The following is a 14474-nucleotide window of genomic DNA, read 5'->3' on the forward strand; positions in this document are numbered from 1 at the left end:
CCAGCAGCGCGCAGCGCCCGGTCACCGCAGCCCGAGGAGCCCCATGCACGTGCGCCCCGCCCCCCGCCCCCGCCGGCGGGGGCCCGCCGCCCTCGCCCCGCTCGCCGCCCTCGCGGTGCTCGGCGCGGCGGTGCAGGCCCCGCCGGCCGCCGCGGCCCCCGCCGCGGCGCCCGAGCGCCTCACGGGCCTGGTGAACCCGTTCATCGGCACCCAGGACGACGGCAACACCTTCCCCGGGGCGAGCCTGCCGTTCGGCATGGTGCAGCTCTCGCCCGACACCGGCCACACCACCGGCTACGACTACCGCCACGACCGGATCCGCGGCTTCAGCGCGACCCACGTCTCCGGCGTCGGCTGCGGGCTGGGCGGCGACCTGCCGGTGCTGCCGACGACCGGCGCGGTGACGCAGACCGACTACGCGCAGTACGCCCTGCCGTTCAGCCACGAGGGCGAGCAGGCCGCGCCGGGCTACTACCGGGTGCCGCTCACGGCGTCGGAGGGCACGGTGACCGCCGAGCTCACCGCGACGACCCGCACCGGCACGGCGCGCTTCACGTTCCCCGCGACCACCGAGGCCAACGTCCTGCTCAACAGCGGGCAGGCGCTGCACGCCGTCGACTCCAGCACGGTGCGGGTCGTCGACGACCGCACGGTCGAGACGACGGTCGTGGGCAGCGGCTTCTGCCAGTCCACCGAGCCGTACACGATGCACTTCCTCACCCGCTTCGACCGGCCCTTCGCGCAGGTCGGCACGTGGGCCGGCGACGAGGTCACCGCGGGCAGCCGGGAGACCTCCGGCGAGGGGCGGCGGGGGGCGTACCTGCGCTTCGACACGACGCGGGACCGCGACGTCGAGGTGACCACCGCGCTGTCCTGGGTGGACGCGCGCGGCGCGGGCGCCAACCTGCGCGCCGAGGGCGGGCGGGGCTTCGACGCGGTCCGCGCCGCGGCGGACCGGACGTGGGAGCAGCGGCTCGGCGAGGTCAGGGTGCAGGGCGGGACGCCCGAGCAGCGGCGCACCTTCTACTCCTCGCTCTACCGCTCGATGCTCGCGCCCGCGGTCGGCACCGACGTCGACGGGCGCTACCACGGCTTCGACGGGCGGACGCACCGCGCGCGGGGCTTCACCTACTACCAGACGTTCTCGCTGTGGGACACGTACCGCACGCAGGAGCAGCTGCTGTCGCTGCTCGCGCCGCAGGAGGCGCGCGACATGGCGCTGTCGCTGCTGGCGGTCGAGGACCAGGGCGGCTGGCTGCCGCGGTGGTCGTACGCGAGCGTCGAGACCAACATCATGACCGGCGACCCGGTCACGCCGTTCCTCGTGTCGGCCTGGGCCCAGGGGCTGCTCGAGGGGCACGAGGAGGACGCGTACCGCGCGCTGCGCGAGAACGCGGACGGCGTGCCGCCGGCCGACAGCCCGTACAACGGCCGCGCCGGCAACGAGCACTACCTCGACCAGGGGTACGTGCCCTACCTGCCGGACGCGCGGGGGGAGCCGGGCGACTACGACCTGCAGCACGGGGCGTCGGCCACGCTGGAGTACGCCCTCGCGGACGCCGCCCTGTCGACGATGGCCGAGGGGCTGGGGCACCGGCAGGACGCCCGGCGCTACGCCCAGCGGGCGCAGTCGTACCGCAACCTCTTCGACCCGCGCACCGGCTGGTTCCGCGCCCGCGACGAGCGCGGGCTGTTCGTCGGGCCGGAGGACCCCGCGCAGAGCGTCGGCTTCCACGAGGGCACCGCGTCGCAGTACATGTGGCTGGCGCAGCAGGACGTGCCGGGGCTCGTGGACCTCGTCGGGGGCCGCGACGCCGCCAACGCCCGGCTCGACCACTTCTTCGCGTACGACGAGCTGCTCGAGGACCCGGAGCGGGTCGCCCGCGAGGTGTGGGTGAACAGCGCCTACTCGTACTACGGGCAGGACACGTACAACCCGCAGAACGAGCCCGACCTGCACTCGCCCTACGTCTACGCGTGGACCGGGCAGCCGTGGAAGACCGCCGACGTCGTGCACGCGGCCGTCACCCTGTTCAGCGACGGCCCCGGCGGCATGACCGGCAACGACGACCTCGGCACGATGTCGGCCTGGCACGTGCTCTCCGCCATGGGGATCTACCCGTCGGTGCCGGGCTCGGACGTGTGGTCGCTGTCGACGCCGGTGTTCGAGCGGGTGGACCTCGCGCTCGACCGCGACTGGTACCCGCGCGGCTCCCTGCGGATCAGCGCGCCGGGCAGCTCCGAGGAGGCGCGGTACGTGCAGTCGGTGCGGGTCGGCGGCACGGCGCACCCCCGCACCTGGGTGAGGGGCGACGACCTGCGCGCCGGGAAGGACATCGCTTTCCGGGTGGGCACGGAGCCGTCGTCGTGGGGCACCGACCCGCGGACCGCGCCGCCGTCGCTGGTCGACGAGCTCCCCGCGGCCACCGGCACCTGGGTGGGGGCCGAGCCCCGCGCCCTCGGCGTGCCGGGCGGGCCGGAGGACCGGGTCGTCGAGGTGGCCGCGTCGGTGGTCCTGCAGGCGCCGCGGACCCGGACCGTGGCGCTGCGCGCGAGCGCCGAGGCGCCGCTGCGCGCCGAGCCCGCGCGCAGCCGCGCCACCGTGCCGTCGCGGGGCCTGCCGCGGACCGTCGAGGTGCCGCTCGAGGTGACGGTCCCGGGCGGGACGCCCGCGGGGACGTACGAGGTGGCCCTGCGGGTGACCGGCGGACCGGGCGGGCCGGTCGAGGCGACGGTGCCCGTCACGGTCGCCGCGGCCTGCGGCGAGCCCGGCGGCTCCTGCCCGGTCGACCTGTCGGGGGCGTACGACGTCGACGGCGTCGCCACCGCCGACGCCAAGGCCGAGGGCGACTTCGACGGCGGTGGCTGGAGCTTCCCCGCCGAGCAGCTGCCGCCGGCGGGCGAGCGGCTCGTGCTGGGGCGGGCGTACGTCCTGCCGCCCACCACGGGCACCGCGCCCAACTTCGTGGACGCCGCCGGGCAGGAGCTGGCGCTGCCCGAGGGGTCGTACTCGGCCCTCGACGTGCTCCTCTCCGCGCACAACGGCGACGTCACCGGCGACGCGGTGGTCACCTACGCCGACGGCACCACGTCCACCGCGCCGCTGCGCGCGAGCGACTGGGCCGCGGGCTCGCCCCGGCTCGGCGAGGAGACCGCCTTCAGCGCCAGCGGGCGCTACCAGTCCGGCGGCGGGTCGGACGGCCTGCGGGTGAGCGTCTGGCACGACGTCGTGCCCGTCGACCCCGCGCGGCGGGCGGTGTCGCTGACGCTGCCGGACGACCCGCGGATGGCGGTGTACGCGCTGTCCGCCCGCACGGCGGGCCCGGCCGCCGAGGTGCCGGCGGACGCCGAGGCGGCCGAGCTGGCGCACGCGGCGATGGAGGAGCACCTCGCGGTCGGCGACGGGTCGGGGCTGTTCCGCGAGCAGGTGCCGGCGCGCGACGGGGACCGGGAGTACTCGTACGAGTGGCCGTTCTCGCAGGCGCACGTCGCGACGCTCGACCTCGTGGGGGTCGGCGGGGAGGTCGGCGCCCGTCACGAGGACGCCCTCGCCGAGCGCGAGGCCGCGCAGGAGCACTACTGGGACGCGTCGGGCTCCGCGACGGGCCTGCCGGGCTACGACTCGTACCCGCACGGGGAGCACGGCGACGGCGGCGACCTGTTCTACGACGACAACGCGTGGGTGGGCCTGGCCAAGGTCCAGGACTTCCTCACGACGGGCGACGAGGCCGCGCTGGAGCGGGCCGAGGAGGTCTTCGAGCTGGCCGCGTCGGGCTGGGACGACGACCCGTCGCACGCCGCCCCCGGCGGGGTCTTCTGGACGCAGGCGCCGTGGGACACCGGCCGGAACACGGTCTCCACGATGCCCTCGGCCATGCTCGCGGTGCGGCTGCACATGATCACCGGGGAGCGGCGCTACCTCGACTGGGCGCTGCGGGCGGTCGCCTGGACCGAGGAGCACCTGCAGGCGCCGAACGGCCTGTTCTGGGACCACCTCGAGCTCGACGGCACGGTGGACGAGCGGCAGTGGACGTACAACCAGGGCGTCCCCGTCGGGGTCTACGCGCTGCTGCACCGGGCGACGGGCGAGCAGGCGTGGCTCGACAAGGCCGAGGCGCTCGCGGCGGCGTCGTACGAGCACTACGTCGGACAGGGCCGCATCGACGCGGACCCGGTCCCCTTCAACGCCATCTGGTTCAAGAACCTGCTGCTGCTGGAGTCGGTCACGGGCGGGACGACGTACCGGGACGGCATGCGGGCGTACGCCGAGCGGGTCTGGCGCACGCACCGCGACCCGGCCACGGGGCTGCTGCCCTTCGGCGGCAGCACCGAGCTGCTGGAGCAGGCGGCGGTCGTGCAGCTCTTCGCGGCGCTGGCGTGGCCGCAGGACCGGGTGGGCCTGCTCTACTGAGACGGCGCCCGGGCGGTGGCAGGCTGGCCCCGTGCCCAGCCCGCGGGACCTCGCCGAGGCGGCGCTGCGCGAGCACCTGCCGGCGCTCGCGCGGGGCCCGCTGCGTCCGCTGGGGCAGGGGCTGGACCACAGCGCGTACGAGGTCGCCGGGCACGTCCTGCGAGTGGGTGACCCCGGCGGCCTCCTCCGGGAGGACCGGCTGCTGCGGCTCGTCGGGCCGCGGCTGCCGGTCGCCGTGCCGGAGCCGGTGCTCGTCGACACCGCGCGCGGGGTCGGGGTGCAGCGGCTGCTGCCGGGGGCGCCGCTGCTGGGCCGTGCGGTCGGTCCGCGCGTCGCGGTGGCGGTCGGTACGGCGCTGGGGCGGGCCCTGCGGGTGCTGCACGCGGTGCCGCCCGGCGAGGTCACCGGCACGGTGCCCGAGGAGGACCTCGACCCCGCCGCCCGGCTGGAGGGCCTCGACGAGGGCCTCGCCGGGCTGGGCGCGGCACCGGCGCTGCTGGACCGGCTGCGCGCGGCGGTGCCGTCGCCGGCGCCGCGCCGGGTCCTGGCGCACGCCGACCTCGGCGCCGAGCACCTGCTGGAGGCCGGCGGTCGGCTCACCGGCGTCGTCGACTGGGGCGACGCGGCCCTCGCCGACCCCGCCCTGGACCTCGCGCGCCCCTGCCGCGACCTCGACCCGCCGGCCTTCCGGGCGCTCCTGGACGCCTACGGCGGCCCGCCGGACGACGGGGCACTCGCGCGGGTGCGCTTCCTCGCCGCCTGCGCCGCCCTCGAGGACCTCGCCCACGGCACGGCGACCGGGCAGCCGGCCTACGCCACCGCCGCCCGCCGCGCCCTCGCGCGGCTGCTGCCGGGGTGAGCCGCCCCCGACCCTGCCGCGGTCATGCGCGGAGGGCACGGCGGTGCCGGTGGCGTCGTCGTGCCGCTGCCCCGGGGGCGCGGGGAGCGCGCCATCCCCGCACGACCGCGGCGGGGTGGGGGGTGCCCGCCACCGGCGCGCGCCTCAGGCGGCGGCGCGCAGGCGCCCGTCGCGCACGTCGACGCGGTCGTCGCAGTGCCGGGCGACCTCCTCGTCGTGGGTGGCGACGACGACGAGGGCGCCGCGGGCGGCCTCCTCGAGCAGGACGCCGACGACGTGGTCGCGGGTCGCCGCGTCGAGCTCGGACGTGGGCTCGTCGAGCAGCAGCAGGTCGGGGGAGGGGGCGAGGGCGCGGGCGAGCGCGACCCGCTGCTGCTGCCCGCCGGAGAGGCGCTCGACGAGCCGGCCCTCGCGCCCGCCGAGCCCGACCCGGTCCAGGGCGGCCGCGGCCAGCTCGCGGGCACGCTCCGCCGGGACCCCGCGCCCGCGCAGGGCGACCTCGACGTTCTCGCCGGCGTCCAGGACCGGGAGCAGGGCGTGCCCCTGCAGCACGAAGCCGCAGCGCCGGCGCTCCTCGTCCGACCCGGTGAGCGGGGCGCCGTCGAGCAGGACGGCGCCCGCGTCGGGCACCAGCATCCCGGCGAGCGCCGACAGCAGGGTCGTCTTGCCCGAGCCCGACGGCCCCACCACCGCGAGCAGCCGGCCGGAGGCGGCCGCCACCGACACCCCGTCGAGCACGGCGCGCCCGCCGGCGCGGACCACGAGGTCGCGGCCCTCGAGGACGGTCACGTCGCCTCCCTGCGCAGCCGCAGCTCGTCGCCGTCGGGGACGACCTCGACGCGCGTCCCCGGCGGCCACGCGGAGCGCAGCGCGTCGGGGAGCTGCACGGCGCCGTCGGGCCCGACGACGGCGCGGTCGCGCCCGAGCCGCCCCTCGGAGCCGACCCGCCCGTCGCGGATCGTCAGCGTGCGGTCCCAGCGGGCGGCGACGCCGGGGTCGTGCGTGACGACGACGACCGTGGTGCCGAAGCGCTCGCACACCCGGTCGACGAGGTCCAGCACGGCCGTGCGGTGCGCGGTGCCGAGCTGGGACGTCGGCTCGTCGGCGAGGAGCAGGCCGGGCCCGTTCGCGAGGGCGACGGCGACGGCGACCCGCTGCAGCTCGCCCCCGGACAGCGCGCCGAGCCGCCGGCGCGCGAGGTCCGCGAGCCCCAGCGCGTCGAGCAGGTCGCGCGGCGCCAGCAGGCCGCGCCGGCGCGAGCGCGGGACCGCGCGCTGCACGAGCGCGACGTTCTGCTCCGCGGTGGCGTACGGCAGGAGGTTGCGCGAGGGCCCCTGCAGCACCGTCCCGACCCCGGTCGCCCGCAGCCGCAGCAGCGCCCGCTCGTCCATCGTGCGCACCTCGGCGCCGTCGAGCCGCAGCGAGCCGGCGGATGCGCGGACGAGACCGCCGAGGAGCGCGAGGAGCGTGGACTTGCCCGCGCCCGAGGGGCCGAGCAGCGCGACCCGCTCGCCGGGCGCGACGCGCAGGTCCACCCCGCGCAGGGCGACGACGTCGTCGCCCGACGGGTCGGGGTAGACGTGCACGACCCCCTCGCACACCACCTCCGTGCCGGCGCTCACGCCTGGCCCTCCCGCAGCCGCCGGGCCCGCGCCGCCGGGGAGGAGCCCCGCGCCGACACCGCGACGAGCAGCGCGAGGCAGCAGGCCGCCAGCAGGCTCGCGGCCAGGACCGGCAGCCACACCCGGGCCGCCGCGGGCAGCGTCGCGGCGGTGCCCGAGGCGCCGGTCAGCGACGGCAGCAGGTCGGCCGCGACGAGCAGCGCGCCGCCGGCGCACGCGGTGCCGAGCACCAGGGCGGGCACGAGCAGCAGCCCCAGCTCCCACGCCGCCGCCCGGCGCAGCACGGCCTCGGGCACCGCGACCGCGCGCAGCGCGGCGGCCTCGAACGCGCGCCGCCGCGCCTGGGCGGCGAGGCTCGTGGCCACCCCCGCGAGCCCGGTGAGCAGCACGACGGCGGCGGCCACGAGGAGCAGGAGGAGGGCGAGGGCCGTACCGCCCGCGTCGAGCGCGTCCCGCCGCTCGGCGACCGTCTCCTCCCCGCGCACCACCAGCCCCTCGCCGCGCAGGGCGTCGAGCACGCCCGGCCCCGCCTCGTCGGAGAGCCACACCTGGTGCACGACCGCGGCGCGGCGCGCGGGCGCGAACCGCTCGGCGACCGCGAGGTCGACGAGCAGCCCCTCGGGGCCGAGGCGCGGCAGCACCTCCGCGACGCGCACCACGCGCAGGTTCGGCACGGCCTCGCCGAGGCTGGAGCCGATGACGAGCCCCTCGGCGCCGACGTACCGCACCGCGGTCGCCGACCCGACCACGCCGGACAGGACCGGCGGGACGTCGCGCCGCGCGATGCCCGGGGTCACCGACGGGCTGACGGCGAAGGACACGTCGATGCCGCCGCCCGGCGCCTCGACGAGGTCCGTCGTCGGGCTCGACCCGGGCAGCTCCTCGTCGACCGTCGTGGGCCGCCAGTCGTCGACGTCGAAGCGCTCCACGACGGTGCCGTCCACGGAGAGCGAGAGCAGGCGCGCCGAGCCGACCACCCCGCCGACGCCGCCGGCCCGGACGAGCCGCAGCTGCGACACCCGGCAGCCCGCCCGGCAGCTCGGCACCTGCGCCACCACGCGCTGGCGGCCCTCGACGAGGCGGCCGAAGGCAGCCGGCACCGGCACGCCCTCCAGCGTCGTCGCCGCGCCGAGCAGGGCGAGCGGCACGGCCGTCTCGACCTGGTCGAGCTCCAGCTCCGCCTCCCAGCGCACCCCGCGCACCTCCAGGCTCGTCGCCCCGTCGCTGCGGGCGAGCTCGGCGGCCGCGCCGCCGTCGAGGGCCCCCGCCGCGGGCCCCTCGACGACCGAGGCCCAGCGGGTGGTGTCCACCGCGAGCAGCCGGCGCGTCCCCGTCTCCCCCTCGCCCGCCACCTGCACCGCCGCCATCGCGGCCCGCCCGTCCGGATCGGCGGCGCGGACCGCGTCGAGGAGCTCGGCGGCGGGCACCGGGTCGACGGTCACCACCCGGTCGGCGCCGACGGCGACCCGGGCCTCGGTGGCGCGCTGCTCGCGGGCCACCACCCACGCCGCGGCGGCGAAGCCGACGAAGGTGACCGTCGCGGTGACGAGCGCCGTCGCCCGGGTGGTGCCGGGGCGCCGTGCCAGCTGCCGCACCGCCAGGAAGCGGGGGAGCGGGGAGCGGGCGGAGCGCCGCACGGCCCGCGAGGCCCCCCAGCCGAGGAGGGCCGCGGCGAGCAGGCCGGCGGCCAGCCCCACGAGCACCGGCATGAGCAGCGCGACCGCGGAGCCGCTCGCCGCCTCGCCGAGCGCGGCGACGAGCGACGCGGCGGCGCCCGCGACCGCCACGACGGCGACGACCGCGGTGCGCCCCTGCCGCCGCTCGGCGGCGCCGCCGGAGCGTCGCAGCTGCTCCGCGACCGGCGCCCGCAGGGAGCGCCACGACGCCACCACGGCCGCCACCACGGCGCCGAGCGCCGCGACGCCGGCCGCCGCCAGCGCGGGGGCGCCGAGGTCCAGGGGGGTGCCGGGCGCGAGGACGGCGTCGCGCAGCCGCGTCGCGACGAGCAGCGCGAGGCCGGTGCCGAGGGGGAGCGCGAGGGCGACGAGGAGCAGCGGCGGGGCGAGGGCCAGCCAGGCAGCGCGGTACGGCGGCAGCCCCCGCAGCTTGGCCAGCGCCGTCTCCGGCTCGCGCGCCGCGACGGCGACGCCGACGACGCCGAGCAGGACGTACCAGCCGAGGAGCACGACCTGCCCGCTGACCAGCAGCGCGCCGGTGCGCACCCGCTCGCGGTCGTCCTCGACCGCCCGCAGCGTCGCGGCCAGCCCGGCGTCGTGCACCGTGCCGGCGCCGGTGGCGTTCCCGGTGCGCGCGGCCGCCTCCAGGGCGCCGGCCGTGGCGTCGACCTCGGCGAGGGGCAGGGCGCCGGGGCGCAGGGCCCGCTCGGCGGTGGCGACCACGGTGCTCGTCTGGAGCGAGACCAGCAGCTCGCGCGTGGCCATGACCCCGTCGAGCCGCGCGGGCACCGGCTCGCCGGCGAAGACGGCGGCGGGCGCGTGCTCGAAGAGCCCCGACCCGAACCACCAGGGGTCCTGCGGGTCCACCGCCGCGGCCTCGTACGCGCCGCTCACCCGGTAGTCGGTCCGGAACGGGTCGCGCTGCCCCGCGGGGTCGGGCTCCTCGGCGAGCTCCAGCATGCGCACCCGGTCCCCGACGCGCGCCCCGAGGGAGGCGAGGGCGCGGTCCGACAGCAGCACCTCGTCGACCGCGGCCGGGCAGCTGCCGGCGAGCAGCTCGAGCCGCTCGCAGGCGCCCTCGCGCCACGCGAGGCGGCCCAGGCCGCGGGGCGGCTCGTCCAGCGCGGTCCCCTCGCCCCCGCGCTCGGCCGCCGCGGCGGCCGCGGCCACCTCCGCCTCCGTGGGCACGCGCGTCAGCGACAGCCGGCGCGTCGTCGTGAGCTGGCGGCGCGGCTCGTCGAGCCGCGCGCCGAGGGCACCCGGCAGCAGCGTGCCCTCGACCGCGTCGGAGAGCGCTGTCGCCGGCGGGCGCACCTCGTCCAGGACGGTCGGCCGGTTCGCCGGCACCGAGACGACGTACCCGGTGCGCTGCACCGGTGCCGCGGCGAGCGCGTCGCGGACCAGGGAGTCCTCCGCCGCGCGGCCCCAGACCGGGCCGCAGACCGCCGCCGCGACGGCGAGCACCGCGGTGAGCAGCAGGGCGGCGCTCGTGCCGCGGTGCCAGGCGACCGCTCGCAGCAGCAGGCTCACGCGCATCCCCCCGTCCGGACTCGGAGCACCCCAGTGACCCACAGGGCGGCGGGCCGCACAAGGGGCGCGCGGGGGCTCGTCCGCGAGGGTCAGGGGCGCGCGAGCAGCCCCAGGACGCCGTCGAGCCCGCCGCTGCGCCACGCCGCGCGCTGGCGCTCGGCCCCCGTGCCGTCGCGCAGCAGGCGGGCGACCTCCTCCTCGACGGCTACGTCGTCCCCGGCGGCGGCGAGGGCCGGCCGGCACCGCGCCACGAGCGCCGCCACGACCTCGTGCGCCGGGCGCAGCGCGCGGTCCCCGGGGTGCCAGAGCCGGCCGGAGAGCCCGTGCCGGGAGGCCGCGAAGGTGGCGGCGCGCAGGAGCTCCGCCGGCACCTCGGGCGGCGGTGCCGCGTCGTCGAGGGCCGTCATGACGAGGCCGCGGGCGAGGGCGGCGACGAGCACCGCGGTGCCGACCTCCGCGCAGACGTCGGCCACCCGCACCTCGACGGTCGGCCACCGCTCGGACAGGCGGGCCTCGTAGTAGAGCATCCCGCGGTCGATGGCGGCGCCGGCGGCGACGAGGGCGTCCGCCCGGGCCTCGTACGCGTCGAGGCCGCCGAACGGCGAGGTCGGGCCGGCGGTGGGGAAGCGCGACCAGGCCTGGGTGCGCCAGGACGCGTACCCGGTGTCGCGGCCGCGCCAGAGGGGGCTGTTGGCCGACAGCGCCAGGAGGACCGCGAGCCAGGGGCGCACCCGGTCGAGCACCGCCACGCCCGCCTCCCGCGAGGGGACGCCGACGTGCACGTGGCAGCCGCCGACGAGCGCCTGGTCGGCGAGGGGGCCGTACACCGCGGCGATGCGCGCGTAGCGCGGGTCGTCGGTGTAGCCCGTCTCCTCCGGGCGCGCGTCCGGGTGCGTCGACGACGCGAGGACCCGCACCCCCAGGCCGGCGGCCGCCTGCACGGCCGCGTCGCGCCCGCGCTGCACCCCCGAGCGCAGCGCGGCCAGGTCGCGCACCGGCGGGCTGCCGGTCTCGACCATGCCGCGGCGCAGCTCGTGCTCCACGCCCTCGGCGACGAGCTCGCGCGCCCGCGCGAGGACGTGCTCGGAGTCCTGGCAGAGCGCACCGGTGCGCCCGTCGACGAGGAGCAGCTCCTCCTCGACGCCGAGGGTCGGGACCCCCACCTCAGGGGGTGAGGACGACCTTCTCGCAGCCGTCCTCCTTGCCCTTGAACAGCCGGTAGCCCTCCGGCGCCTCCTCGAGCGGCATCCGGTGGGTGATGATCCGCGTCGGGTCGAGGTCGCCGGCCTCGATGCGCTCCAGCAGCGGCTGCAGGTAGCGGTGCACGTGCGTCTGCCCGGTCCGCAGCGTCAGCGACCTGTTCATCCAGGCGCCGGCCGGGAACTTGTCGAGGAACCCGCCGTACACGCCGACGACGCTCACCACGCCGCCGCTGCGGCAGCTGAGGATCGCCTGGCGCAGCGCGTGCGGGCGCTCGGTCTCGGCGCGCGTCGCCTGCTTGACGCGGTCGTACGCCCGCACGGGGAAGCTGCCGTGCGTCCCCTCGGCGCCGACGGCGTCGATGCAGGCGTCGGGCCCGCGCCCGCCGGTGAGCTCGAGCAGCGCCGAGCGCACGTCGACCTCGTCGAGGTCGAGCACCTCGTGCCCGGCCTGCTCGGCCATCCGCAGCCGGTAGCCCTCGGGGTCGATGACCACCACCCGCTCGGCCCCGAGCGCGCGGGCGCTGTCGGCGGCGAACTGGCCCACCGGCCCGGCGCCCCACACCGCGACGACCTGGCCGGGGCGGATGCCGCACATGTCGGCGCCCATCCAGCCCGTCGGCAGGATGTCGGTGAGGAAGAGGACCTGCTCGTCGGTGAGGTGGTCGGGGACCTTGAACGGGCCGACGTCCGCGAACGGGACGCGGACGTACTCCGCCTGGCCGCCGGCGTAGCCGCCCGTGAGGTGCGAGTAGCCGAAGATGCCGCAGGTGGGGTGGCCGAAGAGCTTCTCGGCGAGGCCCGCGTTCGGGTTGCTGTTCTCGCAGCAGCTGTAGAGCTCGTCGCGGCAGGCGCTGCAGGAGCCGCAGGCGATGGGGAACGGCACGACGACGCGGTCGCCGACCCGCAGCCGCGTCGGGTCGACGCCCGGGCCCACCTCGACGACCTCGCCCATGAACTCGTGGCCGAGGACGTCGCCGTCCTGCATCGTCGGCACGTAGCCGTCGACGAGGTGCAGGTCGGAGCCGCAGATCGCCGTCGAGGTCACGCGCACGACGCAGTCGCGGCTGCTGAGGATCGACGGGTCGGGGACGTCCCGCACCTCGACGCTGTTGCGACCGGACCAGCAGACCGCCCTCATGCGCGGACCTCCTCGAGCTCGTGCGCGGACAGCGGCTGCGCGGGGTGCTGCGGGAACTCGTGCCGGGCGCGCTTGCCGCCGGGGGCGCCCTCGGAGCGCACCACCTCACCGGTCTCGACCACCTGCTTGTACCGGCGCAGGTCGTCGTCGAGCTGCTGGTGCGGCTCCTCGCCCGCCCACCGGGCAACCGCTCTCCCGAGCGCGCCGGCCGGCACCTCGTACGTCATGTCCACGTGCACCTCGGTGCCCCGGTCGCCGGGGGCGGGCACGAACCGCACCGTCCCGCGGGTGCCGACGCGCCCGCCGGTGGACCGCCAGGACAGGCGCTCGCCCGGCACGTCCTCGGTGGTCTCCGCGTCCCAGGACACCGTGCGCCCGAACGGCGCGGTCGCCGTCCAGCGGCTGGTGCGCGGACCCGTCACGCGCACCTCCTCGAGGTGCGCCATGAACCGCGGCAGGTCCTCGAGGCGCCAGGCGTCGTACGCCGCGCGCGGGCCGGTGCGGACGGTCGTCGTGGCGTGCAGGTGCACGCCGGAGCCCCTCCTGCTGCGGGTCAGCGCCGCGTAGAGGTCGACCGCCGCGATGCCGGCGAGCGCCGCCGCGGTGGCCCGGCCCCGCGGGTCCGGCCGCGCCTCGAGCGAGCGTCCGACGAGCGCGAGGTCCACCGCGTCGCCCGCGACGCGCGCCCACAGCCACGCCGGACGCGGCCGGGCGAGGAGCGCGGCCGCCGCCGCGAGCTCGCGCACCCCCACGCCCAGCGCCGCGGCCCGCTCCTGCGCGCCGTCGACGAGCCCGGCCGCGCGCAGCGTCGCCCCGGGCGCCGCGACGAGGGGCACGCCCAGGCCGAGGCTCGCCCAGCCGAGGGTCCTCGCCAGCCCGTCGCCGTCCAGCCCCGTCCGCCTGCCCATCGCGCCGCCTCCCTGCCGCCCGGTCGTCCCGCCAGGCGTACCTCGTGGGGGCCCGGCGAAACGGCCGGCGGCGGGGCGGACGGTGCGGGGCGGCGGCTCAGGCGGCCGAGCCCTCGAGCAGCGGGTACGTCTGCCCGAGCGCCTCGCGCATCCCCTCGGCCATCCCCATCTGCAGCATCTGGTCCATGGCCTCCGCGGACGGGAACGTCGACGTCACGGTCATGCGGGTCCGCCCGCCGCCGGCGTCGGCGATGTCCACCCGCACCCGCGTGGTCGGCATGCCCTCGGCGGGCGTGCCGTCGGCGTCGCCGAAGCCGTCCTCGAGCTCGAGGCCGGTCGGCGGGTCGACCCGGCCGGGGCGCCACCAGCCGTAGTGCGTGTCGCCCTCCGGCCCGGTCATGGAGTAGACGACCCGCCCGCCGGGGCGCAGGTCGTGCTCGTGCACCGTCGCCGGGTACGTCGGCGGGCCCCACCACCGCTCCAGCAGCCGGGGGTCGGCCCACAGCCGCCACACCTGCTCGACCGGGGCGTCGTACTCGGCGGTCATCGTCAGGGTCCGGGCCTCCCGGTCCGGCGCCACGCCCACCACGCTCATCGCTGCTCCTCCTCCAGGACCTCGCCGAACCGGGCGAGGCGGTCGCGCCAGAGCCGCTCCAGCGCCTCCAGCTCGTGGCGGGCCTCGCGGACCGCCTCCACCCGGGTGCTCACGAGCTGCTCGCGCCCGCGCCGCCGCTTGGCGACCAGGCCCGCGCGCTCGAGGGTCGCGACGTGCTTCTGCACGGCGGCGAAGCTCATCGCGTAGTGCCGCGCCAGCGCGGAGACCGACGGCTCCCCGACCGCGGCGCGGCGCAGGATGTCGCGCCGCGTCGGGTCGCTGAGCGCCGCGAAGACCCGGTCGGCCCGCTCCGGCTGACTTACAACCACAAGGTTGTACGTTAGCCGTGGCGGCGGCCCCCGGCAAGGGGGTCCCCTGCCGGGGGCCGAGGACGGGGTCGGGCGCGGGTCGGGCGCGGTCCGGGCGACGCGGTTCAGACGCGCGGGGCGACCTGCTCGAGGCCGGGGCGGCCGGCGGTGACGGTGAAGGAGGCCTGGGTGTAGACGGGGGCATCCGGCTGGGAGACCCGGTCG

At 78.3% G+C, this 14474-nt stretch carries 10 protein-coding genes; 2 read left to right on the plus strand and 8 right to left on the minus strand.

The genetic code is table 11. The features are described 5' to 3' along the window. The first annotated feature begins 43 nt into the window (after nt 1-43). Both D5H78_RS20550 and D5H78_RS11265 read left to right on the plus strand, forming a co-directional pair. Complete coding sequence (locus D5H78_RS20550) at nt 44-4411, plus strand: GH92 family glycosyl hydrolase (protein ID WP_119950536.1); 4368 nt, start codon at nt 44-46, stop codon at nt 4409-4411. Between the two features lie 31 nt (nt 4412-4442). Next, nucleotides 4443-5270, plus strand: coding sequence for a phosphotransferase family protein (locus D5H78_RS11265; protein ID WP_119950537.1), 828 nt, complete (start codon nt 4443-4445; stop codon nt 5268-5270). Nucleotides 5271-5414: 144 nt separating this feature from the next. Here D5H78_RS11265 and D5H78_RS11270 read toward each other — a convergent pair whose 3' ends face one another. The 8 genes from D5H78_RS11270 to D5H78_RS11305 all read right to left on the minus strand — a co-directional run bounded on the left by D5H78_RS11270 (nt 5415) and on the right by D5H78_RS11305 (nt 14270). Further along, nucleotides 5415-6059 carry an ABC transporter ATP-binding protein gene (locus D5H78_RS11270; protein ID WP_119950538.1) on the minus strand — a complete coding sequence of 215 codons (645 nt, stop codon included), beginning with the start codon at nt 6057-6059 and terminating at the stop codon, nt 5415-5417. Next, nucleotides 6056-6892 carry an ABC transporter ATP-binding protein gene (locus tag D5H78_RS11275; protein ID WP_119950539.1) on the minus strand — a complete coding sequence of 279 codons (837 nt, stop codon included), beginning with the start codon at nt 6890-6892 and terminating at the stop codon, nt 6056-6058. The genes D5H78_RS11270 and D5H78_RS11275 overlap by 4 nt, the downstream gene beginning before the upstream one ends. Then, complete coding sequence (locus D5H78_RS11280) at nt 6889-10098, minus strand: hypothetical protein (protein WP_133412047.1); 3210 nt, start codon at nt 10096-10098, stop codon at nt 6889-6891. Before D5H78_RS11280 ends, D5H78_RS11275 begins: the two co-directional genes overlap by 4 nt. 89 nt (nt 10099-10187) lie before the next feature. Further along, complete coding sequence (locus tag D5H78_RS11285; RefSeq protein WP_119950541.1) at nt 10188-11261, minus strand: carboxylate-amine ligase; 1074 nt, start codon at nt 11259-11261, stop codon at nt 10188-10190. Between the two features lies 1 nt (nt 11262). Continuing rightward, the gene (locus tag D5H78_RS11290) at nt 11263-12438 is read right to left on the minus strand and encodes a zinc-dependent alcohol dehydrogenase (RefSeq protein ID WP_119950542.1); all 1176 of its coding nucleotides are present in this window, start codon (nt 12436-12438) and stop codon (nt 11263-11265) included. Continuing rightward, a complete protein-coding gene (locus D5H78_RS11295) occupies nt 12435-13346 on the minus strand; it encodes an SRPBCC family protein (protein ID WP_119950543.1) in 912 nt (303 codons plus the stop codon). Before D5H78_RS11295 ends, D5H78_RS11290 begins: the two co-directional genes overlap by 4 nt. A 97-nt stretch (nt 13347-13443) precedes the next feature. Next, nucleotides 13444-13941, minus strand: a complete 498-nt coding sequence (locus D5H78_RS11300; protein ID WP_119950544.1) for an SRPBCC family protein — start codon at nt 13939-13941, stop codon at nt 13444-13446. Next, on the minus strand, nt 13938-14270 hold the full coding sequence (locus D5H78_RS11305) for an ArsR/SmtB family transcription factor (protein ID WP_119950545.1): 333 nt from the start codon (nt 14268-14270) through the stop codon (nt 13938-13940). The genes D5H78_RS11300 and D5H78_RS11305 overlap by 4 nt, the downstream gene beginning before the upstream one ends. Between the last annotated feature and the right edge of the window lie 204 nt (nt 14271-14474).

Source organism: Vallicoccus soli, from assembly GCF_003594885.1.
Classification (GTDB): domain Bacteria; phylum Actinomycetota; class Actinomycetes; order Motilibacterales; family Motilibacteraceae; genus Vallicoccus; species Vallicoccus soli.